The sequence below is a fragment of the Streptomyces sp. GSL17-111 genome (assembly GCF_037911585.1).
Lineage (GTDB): Bacteria > Actinomycetota > Actinomycetes > Streptomycetales > Streptomycetaceae > Streptomyces.
In genome coordinates, this window is sequence record NZ_JBAJNS010000001.1 from 1,044,773 (window position 1) to 1,065,209 (window position 20,437).

The following is a 20,437-nucleotide window of genomic DNA, read 5'->3' on the forward strand; positions in this document are numbered from 1 at the left end:
CGGCTTCGCTGACCTACCGTGCACGCATGACCACGGTTCTCGTCGTCGAGGACGACGTACTCGTCCGCGAGGCACTCGCCCGCTCGCTGACGTCGGCCGGCTACCGCGTGACCTCCGTCGGCACCGCGATGGAGCTGATGCGGCGGCTCGTCCCGCCCCTGCCCGACCTCGTCGTCCTCGATCTCGGCCTGCCCGACCTCGACGGCGGACAGGTCCTGCGGATGATGCGGGCGATCAGCCGGGTCCCGGTCATCATCGCGACGGCCCGCAGCGACGAGTCGGAGATCATCCGGCTGCTGCGCGACGGGGCCGACGACTACGTGACCAAGCCGTTCTCCGGGGAGCAGCTCGCGGCCCGCGTCCAGGCGGTGCTGCGCCGCTCGGGGCAGGCACCGCCGGACACCCTCACGGCCGGGGACCTCGTCATCGACCTGGCGCGGCGGCGGGTGACGCTGGGCGGCTCGCGCGTGGACCTGAACCGACGGGAGTTCGACCTGCTCGCGTACCTGGCGCGGCGGGACGGCGCGGTGGTCACCCGCAGAGAGCTGCTGACCGAGGTGTGGCGGGGCAGCGACGTGTACGACCGCACCATCGACGTCCACGTGTACTGGCTCCGGCGCAAGCTGGCCGCGTGTGGCGGGGACCCGGGCTACGTGGAGACCGTCCGGGGCGTGGGCCTGCGGCTGGCCATACCCGCGACATGACGCTCCGCACCTGGCAGTTGGGCCTCTCCCTCGGTGTCGCACTGCTCACGGCGCTGGCCTTCGCCCTGCCCCTCGGCTACGCGGCCCGGCAGCAGGCGGCCGACCGCGCCCAGCAGCGGTCGGAGCGCAGGGCGGCGGTGCTGGTGACGGTGCTCGCGGCGACCCGCGACGCGGACGCGGTGCGGGCCGCGTGGCGCAGCACGGGCGAGGACGCGGCCTCCACCTGTGTGCGTCTGCCGGGGGCCGCGGCGGTGGGTCGGTGCCACGCCTCCGGGGACGCCGCCCGGCGGGCCGTGCGGGACGGGCGCACGGTCCGGGCCCGGGCCGGGGGCGAGGAGGTCATCCTGCTTCCGGTCCGGCTGCCCGAGGGCGGCACGGCCCTGGTGGAGTCGGTCGTGCGGAAGGACGAACGCACCGACGGCGTGCTCGCCGCCTGGGCGGTGCTCGCCGCCGCCGTCGCGTCGCTGACGCTGGTCGCGGTGCTGGGCGCGGACCGCATCGCCCGTCGCCTGGTGCGGTCGTCGGACGACCTCGTGCACGCGGCCTCGGCCGTCGGCCGGGGGGAACTCGGCGTCCGCGTGCGCGTCGGAGGGCCGCGCGAGGTGCGCGAGGTCGCGACGGCCTTCAACGCCATGACCGATCGGATCACCGAGCTGATGCAGCACGAGCGGGAGTTCGCCGCCGACCTCTCGCACCGGCTGCGGACGCCGCTGACCGCGCTCAGGCTGGAGGCCGACCGGGTCGAGGGGCAGGTCGCGGAGCGGTTGCGCGGCGCGGTGCAGGCACTCGACCAGGAGGTGACGCGGCTGATCGGGCTCACCCGCAAGGGCTCGGCCGAGCCCCCGGCCGGGCGGGGGCACTGCGGTGACCTCGCGGGTGTGGTCGGCGCCCGCATGGCGTTCTGGTCGGCGCTGGCCCAGGCCCAGGGCAGGCGGTGCGAGGTGACCGTCGACGCGGGGCCGGTCGAGGTGGCGGTGCCCGAGGAGGACGTCGTGGCGGCCCTGGACGCGCTGCTCGGGAACGTCTTCCGGCACACCCCGCCGGGCACCCGGTGCGGTGTGTACGCCGGGCCGTCGGACGGCGTCCCGGCCCTCGTCGTGGAGGACGCCGGCCCGGGGATCCCCGCCGGTGAGGCGGCGCGGGCGCGCGGGCACAGCGGCGGTGCCTCCAGCGGGCTGGGGCTGGACATCGCGACGCGCGTGGCCGGGGCGGCGGGCGGGCGGCTGGTGATCGGTACGGGCCGGCTCGGCGGTGCCCGGGTGTGCCTGCGGTTGGGGGCCGGACGGCCGCCCGCACGCCGTCGGATGGGAGGGGACGGCGCGCGCGGGGGCGCGTCCTCGCTTCCGGACGGGGCGGGGTGAGGCGGTCGGCCGCCGTCAGGTCTCGCTCTCCAGGGCCGCCCGCGTGTGCGGCCCGTACACCCCCTTCGGGTCGGCCTGCACGCCTCTGAGCGCCTGGTAGTTCTGGACGGCCGCCTCCGTGGGCTGTCCGTACACGCCGTCCACCGGGGTCGTGTGGATGCCGACGGTGCGCAGCCTGCGCTGGAGGTCGAGCACCGCACTCCCCCGGTCCCCCCGCGCCAGCACGGCCGGGGTCTCACGGGGCGTCTCCCCGGGCTCCGGTGCGGCGTCCTCCGGCGCGCTCGGTCGGGGCGGGGGCGATGTCGGGGCCGCCGGGGCGGGCGGGGACTCGGGGGTCGGCTCCTCCGCCGCGACGCCGACGTCCCTGGGGGGCGTGTCCCGGCCCGGGGAGGAAAGGGGCGCGGGGGCGGTGGACCCGCCGCCCGGGGCGTCCGTCGGCGCGGACGTGGCGGTGGCGGGTGCGTCGGGGACGGCGGGTGGGGACGCCGTCGGGGGCTCGACGACGGGTGTCGGGATCGGCGGTGGCTCGAAGGGCGTCACGGGTTGTGCGAAGAAGTGCACCAGCGCGGCGGCGAACAGGCCGAGCGCGGCAAGCGCCGTGGCGACCCCCAGCCGGGCGCCCGTCCACCGCATCGGCGGCCCTCCCTCCCCGCACGGGAGCCCCTGAAGCCCACAAGGCTCCTGAGAGCGCTCTCAGAACGAGTCGCGGCCGAGTCTAGCTCCCACCGCTCCGCGCCCGCAGCCTCGCGCCGACCCCCGCAGCCCTGCGTTCCGCCGCCCCGCGTACTGCCAACTCGCGCACCGCCCCCGCCCGGAGGAGCCTGGAAGGGAGCCCGCAGCACGGCGCACGGCTCCTTCGCGGGCGGGCCGGACGGCGAGACGACCGAAAGCCGAGTGAGGCGGTAAACCCATGGGACGTTTGACGGGCCGCACGGCCCTGGTCACGGGAGGCGCGCGCGGTATCGGTGCCGCAATCGCCTCACTCTTCGTCGCCGAAGGGGCGTCGGTGCTGATCGGCGACGTCCTCGACGAGGAGGGCGAGCGCCGCGCCGACGAGCTGGGCTCCGCCGCCACGTTCCTGCACCTGGACATCACGAGCGCGGAGCAGTGGCGGGACGCGGCGGACCGCGCGGAGGGGGAGTCCGGGAGGCCCGTGTCCGTCCTCGTCAACAACGCGGGCGTCCTGGCCTTCGGCACGGTCGAGGAGACGGCGCCCGAGGAGTTCCGGCGCGTCCTGGACGTCAACCTGTACGGGCCGTGGCTGGGCACGCACACCCTGGTGCCGACGCTGCGGCGGGCCGGCGGCGGGGTGGTCGTCAACGTGTCCTCCACCGCCGGACTGATGGGGTACGCGCGGATCGGCGCCTACGTGGCCAGCAAGTGGGGCCTGCGGGGGCTGACGAAGTCGGCCGCGCTGGAGCTCGCGGCGGACGGCGTCCGGGTGTGCTCGGTGCATCCGGGCCCCATCCGCACCCCCATGACCGCCGACATGGACGACTCCGTCGCCGCCGCCCAGCCGATCGCGCGGTTCGGCACCCCGGAGGAGGTGGCCCGCATGGTGCTCTTCGTGGCCGCCGACGCCACCTACTCCACCGGGTGCGAGTTCGTCGTCGACGGCGGGGCGACCACCGGGAGCAGCATCCTCGCCGACGAGGAGACATGACCATGGACGCGATGCGCACGCCCGGGCTCCCGCCGTCGGCACGGCCTGCGGCCGACGGCGGCGGCCCGCACCGTGACGCCGAACGCCGCCGTGGAGGTGCGTGATGCCGCAGCACGTCGTCGTCGGACTGGACGGCTCACTGGAGAGCCGGGTCGCCGCGCGCTGGGCGGCCCGCGAGGCCGTGAGCCGGGAGGCGCCGCTCCTCCTGGTGCAGGTGCAGGACGTCGACCCCGACCCGCTCGCCCGCGTTCCCGGGGAGGCGGCCGCCCACGAGTGGGCCGAACACACCGCCGAGGACGTCCAGGCCGAACTCCACCGCACCCACGCCACGCTGCGCAGCACCACGGAGGTGCGGGAAGGCGCGCCTCCCGACGTGCTGGCCGAGCTGAGCTCCCCCACCGGGCTGCTGGTGCTCGGTTCGCGGGGTCTGGGCGCGATCCGGGGCTTCCTCGTCGGGTCGGTGGCGCTGCCGACCGTCGCCCGCGCGCACGGTCCGGTCGTGCTCGTCCGCCCACGGCCGGAGCCGTCGCCCCCCGAGACCGCCACCACGGCGCCCCGGGCGCGCGTCGTCGTCGGCGTGGATCTCGACGCCCCGGCGGGGGAGGTGCTGGCCTTCGCGTTCGACACGGCGGCCCGCTGGGGAGCGGCGCTGCACGCCGTGCACGGCTGGGAGCCCCCGCCCGCCTTCGGCGTCCGGCCGCTCGTCGCCGCCGAGGACGCGCGCGTCCAGCTGAACCAGGAGAAGGAGGAGGCGCTGGTCGGCCTGCTGCGGCCGTGGGCGGAGGAGCACCCCGCAGTGCCGGTGGAGGCGCGGGCCGTGGTGGGCGTGCCCGGACGGCTCCTGCTCGACGCGGCGGCGGACGCCGGCCTCCTGGTGGTCGGACGGCACGTCCGGCGCGGACGCCTGGGGCCCCATATCGGCTCCCTCGCCCACGCCGCGCTGCACCACGCCGAGATCCCCGTCGCCGTCGTCCCGCACCCCTGAGGAACGAACGGCCTCACCCCCGTCCAGGTCCGAGGTGAACACGAGATGTCCCGCTACGTGTACGACTTCGCCGAGGGCGGCCGCGACATGGCGGACCTCCTGGGCGGCAAGGGCGCGGGGCTGGCCGAGATGACGGGGCTCGGACTGCCCGTACCCCCCGGCTTCACCGTCACCACCGAGGCGTGCCGCGCCTACCTCGCGCAGGGCACGGAACCGCCGGGCCTGACGGAGGAGCTGTTCGACCGGCTGACGGCGCTGGAGGCCGCCACCGGCCGGACGTTCGGCGACCCGCGCACCCCGCTGCTGCTGTCCGTACGCTCCGGCGCACCCCGGTCCATGCCGGGGATGATGGAGACGATCCTCGACCTCGGTGTGAACGACGCCGTGGTGGCGGGCCTGGCCAGGGCCACCGACGACCCGGCCTTCGCCTGGGACTGCTACCGCCGCTTCGTCGAGATGTTCGGCGGCACGGCGATGGGTGTGGCGGCCGAACGGTTCCGCCGGGCGCGGGAGGCGCTGGGCCCGGCGGACGGGCCCGCGCTGGTGGACGCCCTCCGGCGGGTCGTCCGGGACGAGACGGGGCGCGCCGTCCCCGAGGATCCGCGCGAGCAGCTCGTGGCGGCCGTCCGGGCGGTCTTCCGGTCCTGGAACAGCGAGCGGGCCCGCGTCTACCGCAGGCGCGACCGCATCCCCGACGACCTCGGGACGGCCGTCAACGTGCAGATGATGGTCTACGGCAACCTGGGCCCCCGCTCCGGCACGGGGGTGGCCTTCACCCGCGACCCGGCCACCGGCCGGCCCGGCGCGTACGGCGACTACCTCTCCGGTGCCCAGGGGGAGGACGTCGTCTCGGGAACCCGGGACACCGGCTCCCTCGAACGGCTCCAAGCGAGCGATCCCGTCTCCTACGGCACCCTGCGCGAGCACCTGCGGACGCTGGAGGCCCACTACCGGGACCTGTGCGACGTGGAGTTCACGGTGGAGCGGGGCGAGCTGTGGATCCTGCAGACCCGCGTCGGGCAGCGCACCCCGGAGGCGGCGTTCCGTATCGCCGACGACCTGGTCGGCGAGGGGCTCATCACTCCGCTGGAGGGCGTGCGGCGGGTGAGCGGGGAGCAGCTCGGGCGCCTGCTGTTCCCACGCTTCGACGCCGAGGCGGCCGGTGAGCCCGTCGCACGCGGCGTGCCCGCCTCCCCCGGAGCGGCGGTGGGCGCGGTCGTCCTCGACTCGGGAACGGCCGTGGAACGCGCGGCGCGCGGGGAGGACGTGGTCCTCGTGCGGCGGGAGACCACCCCCGACGACCTGCCCGGCATGATCGCCGCGCGCGCCGTGCTGACCAGCCACGGCGGCAAGACGAGCCACGCGGCCGTGGTGGCGCGGGGCATGGGACGGGCCTGCGTGTGCGGCGCCCGGGACCTCACCGTCGACCCGGCCGCGCGGCGCTGCACCCTGCCGGACGGAACCGTGCTCCCGGAGGGCACGGTGGTCTCCGTCGACGGCTCGGCCGGCACCGTCCACCTCGGCGGCCTGCCGCTCGTCGCCTCTCCGCTGACGCGGTACTTCGAGACGGGCGAGGGCGGCGGCCTCGCCGACGCCGTCGCCCGTACCCTCGACCACGCCGACGCGGTGCGGCGCCTCCAGGTGCGCGCGAACGCCGACACCCCCGAGGACGCGGCCCGGGCGCGGCGCTTCGGGGCCCAGGGCATCGGTCTGTGCCGCACGGAGCACATGTTCCTCGGCGAACGCCGGCGGCTGATCGAGGACCTCGTGCTGGCCGGGACGGACGCCGACCGGGAACGCGCGCTGAGCGCCCTGCTGCCGCTGCAACGGGCCGACTTCACCGCGCTCCTGGCCGCGATGGACGGGCTTCCGGTGACGATCAGGCTGCTCGATCCGCCCCTGCACGAGTTCCTGCCCGACCGCACCCGGCTCGCCGTCCGCGTCGCCGCGGCGGAGGCGGCGGACCGTGCGCCGGACGAGCGCGACGTGCGCCTCTACACGGCGGTGGAGCGGATGCACGAGCAGAACCCGATGCTCGGGCTGCGCGGCGTCCGGCTGGCCCTGGTCGTCCCCGGGCTGGTGGCCACACAGGTGCGCGCCGTCGCCGAAGCGGTCGTGGCCCGGCGTCGCGACGGGGGTGACCCGCACGCGGAGATCATGGTGCCGCTGGTGTGTGCCGCCGAGGAGCTGCGTCTGGTGCGCGAGGAGGTGGACGCGGTGCTGGCCGCCGTCTCGACGGAGAGCGGCCAGCGGGTGGACTGCCCCGTGGGCACCATGATCGAGCTGCCGCGCGCGGCGCTCACGGCAGGCCGCATCGCCGCGGAGGCGGACTTCTTCTCCTTCGGGACCAACGACCTCACCCAGACGACCTGGGGTCTCTCCCGCGACGACGTCGAGGCCACCCTGCTGCCCACCTACCTCGACCGGGGCATCGTCCCCGTCTCCCCCTTCGAGGTGCTGGACCGGGAGGGTGTGGGCGCCCTGGTGCGCACGGCGGTCCAGGAGGGCCGAGCCGCGCAGCCCGGCCTGCCGACAGGGGTGTGCGGGGAGCACGGGGGCGACGCGGACTCGGTGCACTTCTTCCACGACGTCGGTCTGGACTACGTCTCCTGCTCCCCCTACCGCGTCCCGGAGGCCCGGCTGGAGGCGGCCCGCGCGGCCCTGGAGCCGGGCGGCGGCCCGGCGGACGGCTGACGGCTGACGGGCGGCGCCGTCAGCGCCGTCAACGCCGTCAGTGGCCGTGGCTGTCCGTGCGGACGACGGCGACCGGGCACCGGGCGTGCTGGAGCATCGCCTGGCTCACCGAGCCGAGCAGGAGTCCGGTGAACCCGCCCCGGCCGCGCGCGCCGACGACCAGGAGGCGCGCCGTCCCGCTCGCCTCGATGAGGGCCTGACGCGGATGCTCCCGGACCAGCCGCCGCTCGACCGGCACGTCCGGGTAGGCGGTCCGCCAGCCCGACAGCGTCTGGGCGAGGAGGCGCTCCTCCTGGTGCTGGAGGTGGTTCTTCTCGTACAGCGCGGTGTGCGGGTCTCCGGGGCCGAGTTCGACCGGGGTGCTCCAGCCGTCCCACGCGTGCAGGGCGGTCACCCCGACGCCGTACCGGGAGGCCTCCGCGAACGCGAAGGCGAGCGCCGCCTCGTCGGTGGGCCCGCCGTCCACGCCGACCAGGACGTCCCCCGTCGGGTCCTCCCGGCCGCGTACCACCAGCACCGGGCAGTGCCCGTGGGCCGCCAGGTGCACCGCCGTGGACCCGACCAGCAGCCCGACGAACCGGCCGAGCCCCCGGCTGCCGACGACCACCAGCGTCGCCGCGCGCGACTCGGCCTCCAGGACGGTGAGCGGCTCACCGGTGACGAGCGCCGGGGTGATCTCCAGCTCGGGAGCCAGCTCCCGCGCCCGGTCGGCCGCCTCCTCGAGCAGCCGCTCGGCCTGGTGGCGCAGCCCGCCGTCCGACGGGCCGAGCTCGGAGGGGCCCAGTGGCACGTGCATGAGCGGCCAGATGAACGCGTGCACCACGCGCAGCGCGCAGTGCCGGGTGCGGGCCTCCTCCACGGCAACGGCGACGGCCGCCAGACTCGACTGCGATCCGTCCACTGCGACAACCACCGGTCCCGGCACGGACGGCCTCCCCTGCTCTGCGTTCCTCCGCGGCATCCTCGCCACCTCCTGTCTCCACGATGCTCCACGCCACCGTGCCCCCGCAGGCGCCGATCGGTCACTTTCTGCGGCCGTTCGGCCCTGTCGCCGGAGCCCCGGTCCGTGCCACGTGGTGGGCTGGCGCGGGAAGGGCGCGGCGGCCCGCCCCGCGGAAGGCCGACCGGCCCACGGGCCCGGGCCGGGCGGCCCTGTACCGGGACGGCCCGGCAGGAGCACCGTGAGGTGAGGGGGCACACCGCCCCGCCGAACGTGGAGGGACGACCATGACACACACCGTGACCGTGGGCCTGGACGGCTCAGCGGCGAGCCTGGCCGCCACCGACTGGGCGGCCCGGGAGGCCGCCTCCCGGGCGGCGACGCTGCGCCTGGTGTGCGTCCGGGACAACACGCCGTACCCGTACGCCGCGCTCGCCAGGACCGAGGCGGACTTCGAGCGGGCCCGCCAGGTGTGCCGCGAGGCCGCCGACCGCGTCGCGCTCCGGTGGCCGGAGCTGCGGACGAGCACCGAGACCCCGGCCGGGCGACCCCCCTCGGTGCTGGCCGAGGCGTCGGAGGAGTCGGAGCTGCTCGTCCTCGGCACGCGCGCCATGGGCCGGCTGCGCGCCCACCTCGTCGGCTCGGTGGCCCTCCGGACCGTCCCGCACGCCGCGTGCCCCGTCGTGCTGGTGCGGGCGGGGACGGCCCGGGAGGGCCACGCCGAGGACGGGGTGCCGACGGGCCGCGTCGTCCTCGGTCTCGGCAGCGGTGAGGCCGCCGCCGAGGTCGTCGGGCACGCCTTCGGCACGGCCGCGCGGTGGGGGGCGCCGCTGCTGGTGCTGCACGTGCGCCGCCCCTCGCCCCTGCTCCTGGAGGACATCGACGACGACGACGGCGACCTGGAGGAGTCGGGCGCCACCGGCGTCGTCGCGGCGGAGCTCGCGGAGCGCCTGCTGCCGTGGCGGGAGAAGTACCCCGACGTCGCGGTGACGGCCCGGACGGTCACCGGCTCCCCGGCCGAACGGCTGGTGGAGGCGGCCGAGGGGGCCGCGCTGGTGGTCGTCGGACGCCGGGTGACGTACACCGGTCCGGGGGCCCACGTCGGGCCGGTGGCCCAGGTGGTGATGCACCACGCCACGGCTCCCGTGGCCGTCGTGCCGCACGCGTGATCCCGGAGCCTTGGGGTGGCCCGGGCCGGGCCGCGCGGGCCGGGAGGCGCGGACGTCCTCCCGCGCGGCACCCTGGAAGGAGACCGTTCGACTCGACCGCCCGAGCCCGGTGACCGCGCCGGTTCCACGGGGAGTGAAGGAGCGCCACCATGACCGCACACGAGGCCGGGGCCGAGGGCCCGGCGTCCGGGGACGGCAGGGCCCGGGGCGACATCGGACGGCGCATGGCCCGGCGCCGCGAGGAGCTGGGCCTCAGCCGCGAGGAGGTGGCCCTGCGGGCGGGCACGGCACCCGGCTACCTGGAGTACCTGGAGGAGCGGCCCAGCGCCGCACCGGGGAGCGGCGCCCTGCTCCGCATCGCGAACGCGCTGGAGACCACGGTCGCCGCGCTGCACGGCGGTGTGACCGACCTTCCGCCGGGCACCGGCCGCGCGGCGGCGGGCGCCGAGATGCACGAGCTGGGCCCGGCGGAGTGCCGGGAGCTGCTCGGGACGCACGGCGTGGGCCGGCTGGTCACGGCCACCTCCGAGGGCCCGGCAATCGTGCCGGTCAACTACAGCGTCGTGGAGGGCGACATCGTCTTCCGGACAGCGCCCGGGGCCGGACCGGCGGGCGTCGCCGGTACCGACACCACCTTCGAGGTCGACCGCATCGACGACGCGCTCAGTGAGGGCTGGAGCGTCCTGGTGCGCGGCCCCGCCCGCCGGGTGACCGGCGAGGACGAGGAACGCCGCCTGGCGGAGCAGGCGTACTCACGGCCGTGGCCGCCGGGTGAGCGGGCCCTGTGGGTGCGCATCACCCCACGTCACCTCACCGGCCGCCGCGTCGCGTCCCGTTGAGGACGGGCCGAGCGCCGAGCGGCCCCGGCCCGATTGCTACGGTGGGGGCGCCGGGGTGAGGAGGCGTCGTCCATGGACCGTGACGCGGGGGCCGAGCACCTTCCGAGACTGGGTCTCGACCAGCTGCTGGACGAACTGCAGGTGCGCATCGACGCGATGCGGGGCACCCGGGACCGCGTGCACAGCCTGCTCGACGCCGTACTCTCGGTCGGCAGCGGGCTGGAGCTGCCGCAGGTGCTGCGGCGCATCGTGGAGGCGGCCACCGACCTGGTGGACGCCAGGTACGGAGCCCTCGGCGTCATCGGGGAGGACGGCGGGCTGGCGCAGTTCCTGACGGTGGGCGTCACCGAGCAGGAGGCCGGTGCGATCGGCCCGCTGCCCTCCGGACACGGGCTGCTGGGCCAGCTGATCCGCCACCCGCAGCCCCTGCGGCTCCCGGACCTCTCGCGGCATCCCGCCTCGTCGGGCTTCCCGGCCCACCACCCCGCGATGGGGTCCTTCCTCGGCGTGCCCGTCCGCGTCCGCGACGAGGTGTTCGGCAACCTCTACCTGACCGAGAAGCGCGGCCGGGGGGACTTCGACGAGGAGGACGAGGCGGTCGTCTCGACGCTGGCGGTGGCGGCGGGCGTCGCGATCGAGAACGCCCGGCTCTACGAGCGGCAGCGCGCCCGCCGGCGCTGGCTGGAGGCCAACGCGCGGGTCACCGAGGGGCTCCTGTCCGGCGCCGAGGAGCCGCACGCGCTGGAGATGATCGTGGACCACGCCCGCCGCATCCTCGGCGCCGACCTGGGCGCCCTGCTGCTGCCCGTGCCGGGCGGCCCCGAGCTACGGGTGGCCCTGGCCCTCGGCGACGGGTCCCGGGAGCGCCGCGATGTGCTGGTGCCCCGCGAGGGCACCTTCGTCGGGCTGGCCGCCGCGTCCGGCACGGCGGTCACCCGCGCGGACGTCGGCGACGAGCCGACGGTCGACGACGTCTCGCCCTGGACGGGCCTCGGTCCCGCCGTGGCGGTGCCCCTGGGCACGGGCGAGGGCCTGCGGGGCGTCCTGGCGCTGGCGCGGGGGAAGCAGGGGGTCGCGTTCGGCGAGGGGGACACGGAGCCGCTGCTGGCCTACGCCGGGCAGGCGGCGATCGCCATGGAGCTGGCCGACCGGCGGCGGTCCGCCGAGCAGATCGCCCTGCTGGAGGACCGCGACCGGATCGCCCGCGACCTGCACGACGTGGCGATCCAACGGCTCTTCGCGACCGGCATCACGCTCCAGAGCGCGCAGCGGTTCGTCGACCATCCGCAGGCCCGCGAACGGCTCGCGCGCGCCGTGGACGACCTGGACGAGACGGCGAAGATCATCCGGTCGTCCATCTTCGGGCTGCGCCGCCGGGAGGGCGCGGGCGGTCAGGGCCTGCGGGTCCGCGTCGCCCAGCTTCTCGAACAGGCGGCCGGGACCCTCGGCTTCACACCGTCTCTGCGCATGGAGGGCCTGGTCGACACCTCGGTGCCCGCCGACACCGCCGAGCACGTGACCGCCGTGCTGGCGGAGGCCCTGAGCAACGTCGCCCGGCACGCCGGTGCGCGCGGCGTCGACGTGGCGCTCGTGGTCGGCGGCGGGCAGGTCGCCCTCAGCGTCACCGACGACGGCGTCGGTCTGCGCGCCGGAGGGCGGCGCAGCGGGCTGCGCAACCTGGCCGAACGCGCCGAACGGCTGGGCGGGACGCTGGAGCTGGGCGCGTCGGACGCGGGCGGGACGCGGCTGCGGTGGACGGTTCCGTTGCGCGAGGACTGAGCGAGGGCCGTGCCCGGCCGCCCGGCCGCCCGGCGGGTGTCGCTCAGGGCGTGCGGCCCTGCGCCCGTCCGCCGGGCTGTTCGGTGGCGCGGGGGCCGACCTGCGTGGCCAGGACGGCCGCCTGCACACGGCGCTCGACACCCAGCTTGGCGAGCAGGCGCGAGATGTTGTTCTTCACCGTCTTCTCGGACAGGAAGAGCCGCGCACCGATCTGCCGGTTCGTCAGGCCGTCGCCGATGAGGGCCAGGATCTCCCGCTCCCGGTCCGTCAGCCCCGCGAGGGCGTCGCCCTGGGCCGGACGCTCTCCGGGGGCGTCACCACGCAGCGTCCTCATCAGGCGGGCCGTGGTGGCGGGGTCGAGCATGGACTGCCCGGAGGCCACCGTACGCACCGCCGTGACGAGGTCCGAGCCCTTGACCTGCTTGAGCACGTAGCCGGCGGCGCCCGCCAGGATGGCGTCCAGCAGGGCGTCGTCGTCGTCGAAGGACGTCAGCATCAGGCAGGCCAGCTCCGGCATGCGCGAGCGCAGCTCACGGCAGACGCCGATGCCGTCCCCGTCCGGCAGCCGCACGTCCAGCACGGCGACGTGCGGACGCAGCGCGGGGCCGCGCGAGAGGGCCTGCTCGATCGTGCCGGCCTCCCCCACGACCTCCAGGTCCGGCTCCGCGTCCAGCAGGTCGTGCACCCCCCGTCGCACGACCTCGTGGTCGTCGAGGAGGAAGACGCGCACGGGGTGCGCCGCGGTGAAGCCGGGCCGGTCTGTCATGGCGGAGTTCCCTGCTGAGGTCGGGGCGGGAGGACTCCTCCATCCTGGGCGAGGCCGCCCCTGCGGGCCAGGGCCGTCCGGCCCTCTTCCGGGCCTGGCTCCCGTCCCGGCCGGCACTCCCGGGACCTCCGGCACCCGCACAGGGCCGGTCGGCCACCTGTGCGGGCCGGGGCGAGCGGGCGACGGTGGTGCCGCGGGGACGGCGCCGGGGCACGCGGCCGGACGGGACCGTTCGGACGCCGGAGTGGTCCGGCCCGTTACAGCGCTCCCCGGCGCGGTACTCCGCACACGAAGGACCGGAGCGGCCGCCCGCCGCCCCTCGCCACTGCCGAAGGAAGACCATGACGCACACCGTGACCGTGGGGCTCGACGGCTCCTCCGAAAGCCTCGCGGCGACCGACTGGGCGGCCGACGAAGCCGCGCTGCGCGGGGCCACGCTGCGGCTGGTGCAGGTCTACCAGCCCGTGCCCGTGCCGTACTCGGCCGTCGTGGAGGCGGACGCGGAGTCCCGGGCCGCGCACCGGATCTGCGCGGAGGCCGCCGAGCGGGCGTCCCGCCGCCACCCCGGCCTGCCCACGCGCACGGACGTGCGCCAGGGCCGTCCGCACCAGGAGCTCGTCGAGGCCTCCGGCGAGACGGACCTGCTCGTCCTCGGCTCACGCGGCCTGGGGCGGCTGCTGGGCCACCTCGTCGGCTCGGTCGGCCTGCGGACCGTGCCGCACACCGCGTGCCCCGTGGTCCTGGTGAGGTCCCGGCAGCCGGACGGAGGCGCCGGGGAGCGCGGTGCGGACGACGGCGCCCCCGGCTCGGCCGACCGGCCCCGGGAGATCCTCGTCGGGGTGGACGTGGACGAGCCCTGCGCGGAACTCCTCGCCTTCGCCTTCGAGACCGCCGCGCGCCACGACGCCCCGCTGCGGGCCGTGCACAGCTGGCGCATGCCCCTCATCTACGGCGCCGACCCCTACGTCCTGCCGCCCGAGGTGTACACGGACGTCTCCGACCTGGCGACCGAGCACCTGCGGACGATGCTCCGTCCGTGGGAGGAGAAGTTCCCCGGCGTCCGCGTCACCGCGCAGGTGGTCAGCGGCGGCCCGGCAGACCACCTCGTGGAGGACGCGGGTTCCGCCGCGCTCGTCGTCGTCGGACGGCGCGTGCGCCGGTCGCCGTTCGGCACCCACGTCGGTCCGGTCGCCCTCGCCGTCCTGCACCACGCCCACGCGCCCGTGGCCGTGGTCCCGCACCGGTGAGCGCGGCGGAGACGGCGTCGGCACCCGGCGCCGTGGTGGTCGGCGTGGACGGATCGCGGTCGAGCCGGGCGGCGGTGGTCCTCGCGGCCCGCGAGGCGCGGCTGCGCGGACGGGCCCTGCACGTCGTGCACGCCCTCACGACACCCGTACCCCTCCGGCCACCCGGCCCGCCCGACGCCCCCGGTGAGGGCGGCCTGTGGGACCGGGCGGAGGCGCTGGTGGCCGAGGCCGTGGAGACGGCCCGCGCGGCGGGGGCGGGCGAGCGGGTCAGCGGTGCCGTGCTGCCCGGCGAGCCGCTGACGATGCTGGAGGCCGCCTCGCGCTCAGCGGCCATGGTCGTGGTCGGGAGCCGGGGACGGGGGGAGTTCCGGGGCCTGCTCCTGGGCTCGACGGCGGTGCACCTGGCGGCGCACGGCCACTGCCCGCTCCTGGTGGTGCGCGGCGAGGGCGACGCGTCCGGCCCGGTGCTGCTCGGCGTGGACGGATCGCCGACCGGAGCGGCGGCGGTCGCGTTCGCCTTCGAGGAGGCGGCGCTCCGGGGCACCGGCGTGCGGGCCCTGCACGCCGCTACCCCGCTGCCGCCCGGCGCGCCCACGCCGTCGGATCCGCCGGGCGGGGACGAGGAGCGGCTCCTGGCCGAGAGCCTGGCCGGTCGGCGCGAGCGCCACCCGAACGTCCCCGTGGAGCGGGCGGTGGTGCGCGGCGGCGTCCGCGAGACGCTCATCGAGGCGAGCGCGGACGCCGGCCTGCTGGTGGTCGGTGCCCGGGGACGCGGGGGTTTCGCCGGGCTGCTCCTCGGGTCGGTCAGCCAGGCCGTCCTCCACCACGCCCGCTGCCCGGTCGCCGTCGTGCGGCGCCCCGATGTCCGGCGCTGACGCCGACGGCGAGGCCGACGGCGCGCTCGGGCGGGCGGCGGTCCGCCCGTCCGACGCGCACCACACCCTGCCGGCCCACGAGGTCGTGCTGCTGCTGGAGAGCGACGCCGAGGACGGCCTGAGCCCACCGGAGGCGGCGCGGCGACAGGAGCGGTTAGGCCCCAACGTCCTGCCCCCGGCGGCGGGCGGCGGGCTGCTGACGCGCGTGCTGCGGCAGTTCCACCATCCGCTGGTCTACGTGCTCCTGGCGGCGGGCGCGGTCACCACGGCCCTGGGCGAGTACGTGGACGCCTCGGTGATCCTCGGCGTGGTGCTGGTGAACGCGGCCATCGGGTCCGCCCAGGAGTCGAAGGCCGAAGCGGCGTTGGCGGGCTGCGCGCGCTGACGGACACCACGGCCGTCGTGGTACGCGGCGGCCGTGACCGGTCGGTGCCCTCCGCCGATCCGGTGCCCGGGGACCTGGTGCGGGTCTCCGCGGGCGCGCCGGCCTTTCGTGGCCGTGCCGGTGGCGGCGCGTATCGGCCGGTTGCCGGCCGAGAAGGTCAGCCGCCGCGCTTCAGGCGTACGACGACGGGGGCGCCGAAGGGATCGCCGGACTGGTTGACCTGGACGTGTCCGGCCCCCAGCCAGTCGTCGGTGCCGGGCACTCGGTGGATCTCCTCCAGCCACAGCGACTGGTTCGACCCCTTGCGGGCACCGGTCGACAGCGGCAGGCGGGGGCGCTTGATCTTCACACACCGGCCGTCGTCGGTCAGGTACCAGTTGCCGCTGAGGAACAGGCCCTCGTCGTCCTGACCCACCGGGATCCGCAGAGTGCACCCGCCGGGCGCGGGCGGCTGCTCGACCCACTTCGAGCCGTCCCAGCGCAGCCGGATGTACTCGTCCGCGGGTTCGTCCTCGACCTCTCCGTGGTTGAAGGTGTTCTTGCCGTACGCGCGCACCTCACCGCTGTCGAGCGCGAAGACCTGACCGAGGCTGGCGCCGGGCTCCGGCGGGATCGGCTCCTCGAAGCGGGCCTGTGGAGTCTCCACCGACGTCCAGGACGTGCCGTCCCAGTGCATCGAGGCGGGCTGGCTGTACCGCTCGCCGTGGCCCCGCTCGGTGCCCGGCCCGGTCGAGCGGCTGCCGACCGCCCAGACGTCGTCCGGTCCCGCCACGGCGAGGTCGGAGGCGCCGTACGGCAGCCGGGTCGTGGTCCAGGACGTGCCGTCTCAGTGCTGGGCGATCCGCTCGCCGTCGAGGGCCCAGATGTCGTCCGGGCCCGCGGCCTCGAAGTCCCTGACTTTGCCTGGCGGGGGGTTCGGCACCGCGGACCAGCGGGTGCCGTCCCACTGTGCCCAGGGGTTCACGCCGGTGCGCTGTGCGGAGGTCTGCGGCCGCAGCCACAGTGCTTTCTCGCCGACTTCTTCGAACAGTGGCGGGGAGTCGGTGGTGCCGAGAGCTTCGGGAAGGGGCTCGCGCTTCCACTGCGTACCGTCGTAGTGGAGCAGGTGGGCGTTGACCTTGCCGTTGTTCTCGGTCCCGACCGCCCAGATGTCGTCCTCGGCCAGGACGGCAACATCGGCGAGCTTTCCGCTGAAGTCCGCGATGTACTCGAACTCCCAAGTGAGGGAGCCCGCAACGGCCTTCGGCGGGGCGCCCTGGCCGCCGGATTCCACCGTGCCGGCGGAGCCAGTGGTGCCGGAGCCGGCCGGATCGGAGTCCGTGCCGCACCCCGCAGCCGTGAGCAGCAGGGCAACCACGCAGAGACGCGCTGAAATGGCGGCAGGGCGGCGGGGTGGATACATGCGGCAAAAGCCTGCACGGTGCGACTAACGGGCCGGTAACGGCCGGGTCCGGATCGCGCCTCAATCGATCGGAGCACTTCAGTTGGCGCGTCCCGTCAGGTGTGGCGTCCGCCGCGGCGGTGAGTACGGCGCGCCGCAGGCGCAGTGCGTCCCGGCGGGCCAGTGCGTCGGTCAGGGTGCCAGGCGGGCCCTCCCGGCAGGCGCAGCAGAACCCGAGAACCGCCCCGGCCGACCAGTCAGACGATCTTCACCGTGGACACCGGCCGCCGACCAGCGCGAGTAGCTCTCCCGTTCCTCACACCAGACCCGTGACCAGCAACTTCACGATGCACACCACTCACCGAGGAGAAGCGGCTGCGGCGGCACGCCCTGTGAGCGCGCCGCCCGCCCGTCAGGCCGCCGCGTAGGGGCGCAGGGCCGCCGCCAGCTCGTCGTGGACGCGGGCCCTGACCAGCGTGCCCGTCTCCGTGTGCTCCTCGGACAGCAGCTCGCCCTCGGTGTGCACGCGGGAGACGAGGCCGCCCTCGGTGTAGGGCACCAGGACCTCCACCTCCACGGCGGGGCGGGGCAGCTCGGCGTCGATCAGCGCGAGCAGCTCCTCGATACCCGCGCCGGAGTGGGCGGAGACGGCGAGGGCGTGCTGCTCGTTGCGCAGCAGCCGCTGGATGACGAGCGGGTCGGCGACGTCGGCCTTGTTGATCACGACGATCTCCGGCACGTCCGTGGCGCCGACGTCGCGGATCACCTCCCGTACGGCGGCGAGCTGCTCCTCGGGGACCGGGTGGGCGCCGTCGACCACGTGCAGGATCAGGTCGGAGTCACCGACCTCCTCCATCGTGGAGCGGAACGCCTCCACCAGGTGGTGCGGCAGGTGCCGGACGAAGCCGACGGTGTCGGCCAGGGTGTACTGCCGTCCGCTGGGCGTCTCGGCCCGGCGGACCGTCGGGTCCAGGGTGGCGAACAGGGCGTTCTCCACCAGGACGCCGGCGCCGGTGAGTCGGTTGAGCAGGGAGGACTTGCCCGCGTTGGTGTAGCCGGCGATGGCCACGGACGGCACCTGGTTGCGTCGCCGTTCCTGCCGCTTGACCTCGCGGCCCGTCTTCATCTCCGCGATCTCGCGGCGCATCTTCGCCATCTTCTCGCGGATGCGCCGGCGGTCGGTCTCGATCTTGGTCTCACCGGGGCCACGGGTGGCCATGCCGCCGCCGGACGAGCCGGAGCCACCGCCGCCCATCTGCCGGGACAGCGACTGACCCCAGCCACGGAGCCGGGGCAGCATGTACTGCATCTGGGCGAGCGAGACCTGAGCCTTGCCCTCGCGGGACTTGGCGTGCTGGGCGAAGATGTCGAGGATCAGGGCGGTGCGGTCGACCACCTTGACCTTGACGACGTCCTCCAGGTGGATGAGCTGCCCGGGGCTGAGCTCACCGTCGCACACGACGGTGTCGGCGCCGGTCTCGAGCACGATGTCGCGCAGCTCCTCGGCCTTGCCGGAGCCGATGTAGGTGGCCGGGTCGGGCTTGTCACGGCGCTGGATGACGCCGTCGAGCACCTCGGCGCCGGCGGTCTCGGCGAGCGCGGCGAGCTCGGCCAGCGAGTTCTCCGCGTCCTGTGCCGTGCCGGACGTCCAGACGCCCACGAGGACGACGCGCTCCAGGCGCAGCTGCCGGTACTCGACCTCCGTGACGTCCTGGAGCTCGGTGGAGAGGCCGGCGACGCGGCGCAGCGCCGCCCGGTCCGAGCGGTCGAACTGCTCGCCGTCACGCTCCCCGTCGATCTCGTGGCTCCATGCGACGTCCTCCTCCATCAGGGCGTCAGCACGGCGCGTGGTCGGGTCGTTGCGCTGGCCGAGGTGCGGAAGAGAAGAAGAGAAGGTCAAGGGTGTCCTCACGTCGATGGAATGGACCTCGGTAGGCACCAACGCACGACGGTCGGCGTTCATTCCCCCGAGGGCTGAGGGGCGGGCGCGCGGGGCGGGCCCAGGCCCTCGGGGGAAATGGTGGCACGGCCGGGCGGCGGCGTCACGTGAGTATCCACCGAGACGCGCGGTCAGCGCGCCGTGCCGCGCCAGTCCGGGTGCCCGGGCATGGGCGGGGTGCGCTCGCCGTACAGCCAGGCGTGCAGGAACGCGGTGAGGTCCTCCCCGGCGACCTCGCTCGCGAGCGCGACGAAGTCCGCGGTGGAGGCGACGCCGTGGGCGTGCCGCTCGACCCACGTCCGCTGGAGCTCGTCGAACGCCCGCGCACCGATCCTCTGGTGCAGGGCGTAGAGGGCGACGGCCGAACCCTCGTAGACGACGGGACGGAAGATGCCGAGCTTGTCGTCGTCCTCGGGCCGGTGGATCCGCGCGGGCGGCCCGTAGTCGCGGCGCCAGGCGTCGGACGCCTCGTACGCCTTGCGGGCGAGCCGGGCCAGCGACGGGCCGCCGTGTTCGGCGGCCCAGCGCCACTCGTACCAGGTGGCGTGCCCTTCGCTGAGCCACAGGTCGTCCCACCGGCGCGGGCTGACGCTGTTGCCGTACCAGTGGTGGGCCAGTTCGTGGATCATGACGGCCTCCCGGTGCCAGGCGGGGTAGCGGGGGTTGGTCAGGAAGTCGACGGAGAACAGCGACAGGGTCTGCGTCTCCAGGGCGAAGCCGAGGTCGGCCTCGGCCACGAGCAGGCCGTAGTTCTCGAAGGGGTAGGCGCCCACCTTCTCCCGCATCCACCTCAGGTGCTCCGGCGTCCTCTCCAGCCAGGGCTCCAGCGCCGCCCGGTGCTGTTCGGGCACGACGTGGCGCAGCGGCAGGCCGCCCGGCCCCTCGTCCCGGACGACGACGGACCGGCCGATGGCGACCTGCGCGAGCTCGGTGGCCATCGGGCGGACGGTCCGGTAGGTACGGGTGACGGTGTCGCCGTGCGTCCGCTCACCGGCCCGGCGCCCGCTGGCCACGGCGGTGAAGCCCGTCGGAGCGGTGATGCGGAAGGTGAACTGCGCCTTGTCGGACGGGTGGTCGTTGGCCGGGAAGACGCGGTGCGCGGCGTCGGCCTGGTTGGCCATCACCAGCCCGTCCCGCTCGGTCCTGATCCAGCCGCTGGGCCGGGCTCCGGAGGTGGGGCTGGTGTGCCGGACGTCGATGCGCACGACGTCGCCCCGCTTGAGCTCCCGGTCGGGGCTGAGGACGATGTCCTCCCCCACCGACGTCCACGGCACCCGCTCGCCGTCGATGCGGGCCTCGCGCACCGTGCCGTTGGCGAAGTCCAGGTTGAGCCGTTCCAGCCGATCACCGGTGACGCGGGCGGTGATGTGCGTCCCGGCCTCCAGGGGACGGGTGTTGTCCCCGCCGTAGCGGAGGTCGATGGCGTAGCGCAGGACGTCGTAGCCGGGGTTCCCGAGCGTGGGGAAGAGGCGGTCGCCGATGCCCAGCGCCTCGGGCTGCGGCGCGGAGGCGACGAGGCCGAGCGAGACGGCTACGGCGGCGGTGGCGGTGAGCCGGGACCGCAGGCGGGCACGGGCGGGTCGGGGGCGTGGGGTCCGGGGGGCCGGGTACGGGCTGGGGGAGGTCATGATCCATCAGGTACCAGCCGGAGCGGCCGCTTCGGTGACGGCGCATCACCGGGCCACCCGATCGGATGGTCATACCGCAACC

Annotated in this window: 18 protein-coding genes; 11 read left to right on the plus strand and 7 right to left on the minus strand. The window is 75.6% G+C overall.

The window, feature by feature from the left end; genetic code table 11:
* Positions 1-26 precede the first annotated feature (26 nt).
* Positions 27-704, plus strand: a complete 678-nt coding sequence (locus V6D49_RS04350) for a response regulator transcription factor (protein ID WP_340557267.1) — start codon at positions 27-29, stop codon at positions 702-704.
* The gene (locus tag V6D49_RS04355; protein ID WP_340557269.1) at positions 701-2,065 is read left to right on the plus strand and encodes a sensor histidine kinase; all 1,365 of its coding nucleotides are present in this window, start codon (positions 701-703) and stop codon (positions 2,063-2,065) included. Before V6D49_RS04350 ends, V6D49_RS04355 begins: the two co-directional genes overlap by 4 nt.
* A gap of 15 nt (positions 2,066-2,080) precedes the next feature.
* Here V6D49_RS04355 and V6D49_RS04360 read toward each other — a convergent pair whose 3' ends face one another.
* Complete coding sequence (locus V6D49_RS04360) at positions 2,081-2,698, minus strand: peptidoglycan-binding domain-containing protein (protein ID WP_340557271.1); 618 nt, start codon at positions 2,696-2,698, stop codon at positions 2,081-2,083.
* 277 nt (positions 2,699-2,975) lie between these two features.
* Here V6D49_RS04360 and V6D49_RS04365 point away from each other — a divergent pair, with 277 nt between their 5' ends.
* From V6D49_RS04365 to ppdK, 3 genes are all read left to right on the plus strand, one after another.
* A complete protein-coding gene (locus V6D49_RS04365) occupies positions 2,976-3,728 on the plus strand; it encodes an SDR family oxidoreductase (protein WP_340557273.1) in 753 nt (250 codons plus the stop codon).
* Between the two features lie 103 nt (positions 3,729-3,831).
* Positions 3,832-4,713 carry a universal stress protein gene (locus tag V6D49_RS04370; protein WP_340557274.1) on the plus strand — a complete coding sequence of 294 codons (882 nt, stop codon included), beginning with the start codon at positions 3,832-3,834 and terminating at the stop codon, positions 4,711-4,713.
* A gap of 45 nt (positions 4,714-4,758) precedes the next feature.
* Positions 4,759-7,407: a pyruvate, phosphate dikinase gene (ppdK, locus tag V6D49_RS04375; RefSeq protein ID WP_340557276.1), complete on the plus strand. Its 2,649-nt coding sequence runs from the start codon at positions 4,759-4,761 to the stop codon at positions 7,405-7,407.
* Between the two features lie 37 nt (positions 7,408-7,444).
* Here ppdK and V6D49_RS04380 read toward each other — a convergent pair whose 3' ends face one another.
* Positions 7,445-8,368 carry a universal stress protein gene (locus V6D49_RS04380; RefSeq protein WP_445330464.1) on the minus strand — a complete coding sequence of 308 codons (924 nt, stop codon included), beginning with the start codon at positions 8,366-8,368 and terminating at the stop codon, positions 7,445-7,447.
* A 266-nt stretch (positions 8,369-8,634) separates the two neighbouring features.
* Here V6D49_RS04380 and V6D49_RS04385 point away from each other — a divergent pair, with 266 nt between their 5' ends.
* From V6D49_RS04385 to V6D49_RS04395, 3 genes are all read left to right on the plus strand, one after another.
* The gene (locus V6D49_RS04385) at positions 8,635-9,516 is read left to right on the plus strand and encodes a universal stress protein (RefSeq protein ID WP_340557280.1); all 882 of its coding nucleotides are present in this window, start codon (positions 8,635-8,637) and stop codon (positions 9,514-9,516) included.
* Between the two features lie 149 nt (positions 9,517-9,665).
* Positions 9,666-10,355, plus strand: coding sequence for a helix-turn-helix domain-containing protein (locus V6D49_RS04390; RefSeq protein WP_340557282.1), 690 nt, complete (start codon positions 9,666-9,668; stop codon positions 10,353-10,355).
* Between the two features lie 72 nt (positions 10,356-10,427).
* Positions 10,428-12,134 carry a sensor histidine kinase gene (locus tag V6D49_RS04395; RefSeq protein ID WP_340557283.1) on the plus strand — a complete coding sequence of 569 codons (1,707 nt, stop codon included), beginning with the start codon at positions 10,428-10,430 and terminating at the stop codon, positions 12,132-12,134.
* 43 nt (positions 12,135-12,177) lie between these two features.
* On the opposite strand, the gene V6D49_RS04400 is transcribed toward V6D49_RS04395, so the two are convergent.
* The gene (locus V6D49_RS04400) at positions 12,178-12,900 is read right to left on the minus strand and encodes a response regulator transcription factor (RefSeq protein ID WP_340557285.1); all 723 of its coding nucleotides are present in this window, start codon (positions 12,898-12,900) and stop codon (positions 12,178-12,180) included.
* 341 nt (positions 12,901-13,241) lie between these two features.
* Between V6D49_RS04400 and V6D49_RS04405 the strand changes: the two genes are divergently transcribed.
* Genes V6D49_RS04405 through V6D49_RS04415 form a run of 3 tightly spaced genes read left to right on the plus strand, consistent with a single transcriptional unit; the run spans position 13,242 to position 15,407 of the window.
* Positions 13,242-14,147, plus strand: coding sequence for a universal stress protein (locus V6D49_RS04405; RefSeq protein ID WP_340557287.1), 906 nt, complete (start codon positions 13,242-13,244; stop codon positions 14,145-14,147).
* Positions 14,144-15,022, plus strand: a complete 879-nt coding sequence (locus tag V6D49_RS04410; RefSeq protein ID WP_340557289.1) for a universal stress protein — start codon at positions 14,144-14,146, stop codon at positions 15,020-15,022. The genes V6D49_RS04405 and V6D49_RS04410 overlap by 4 nt, the downstream gene beginning before the upstream one ends.
* Complete coding sequence (locus tag V6D49_RS04415) at positions 15,009-15,407, plus strand: cation-transporting P-type ATPase (RefSeq protein ID WP_340557291.1); 399 nt, start codon at positions 15,009-15,011, stop codon at positions 15,405-15,407. Before V6D49_RS04410 ends, V6D49_RS04415 begins: the two co-directional genes overlap by 14 nt.
* Before the next feature lie 157 nt (positions 15,408-15,564).
* On the opposite strand, the gene V6D49_RS04420 is transcribed toward V6D49_RS04415, so the two are convergent.
* The 4 genes from V6D49_RS04420 to V6D49_RS04435 all read right to left on the minus strand — a co-directional run bounded on the left by V6D49_RS04420 (position 15,565) and on the right by V6D49_RS04435 (position 20,355).
* Positions 15,565-16,179, minus strand: coding sequence for a hypothetical protein (locus V6D49_RS04420; RefSeq protein WP_340557292.1), 615 nt, complete (start codon positions 16,177-16,179; stop codon positions 15,565-15,567).
* Between the two features lie 54 nt (positions 16,180-16,233).
* Positions 16,234-16,764 (minus strand): hypothetical protein, encoded by a 531-nt coding sequence (locus V6D49_RS04425; protein WP_340557294.1) that lies wholly within the window; start codon positions 16,762-16,764, stop codon positions 16,234-16,236.
* A gap of 436 nt (positions 16,765-17,200) precedes the next feature.
* Positions 17,201-18,688 carry a GTPase HflX gene (gene hflX / locus V6D49_RS04430; protein ID WP_340563675.1) on the minus strand — a complete coding sequence of 496 codons (1,488 nt, stop codon included), beginning with the start codon at positions 18,686-18,688 and terminating at the stop codon, positions 17,201-17,203.
* A gap of 170 nt (positions 18,689-18,858) precedes the next feature.
* Positions 18,859-20,355: a M1 family metallopeptidase gene (locus tag V6D49_RS04435; RefSeq protein ID WP_340557296.1), complete on the minus strand. Its 1,497-nt coding sequence runs from the start codon at positions 20,353-20,355 to the stop codon at positions 18,859-18,861.
* Positions 20,356-20,437 lie beyond the last annotated feature (82 nt).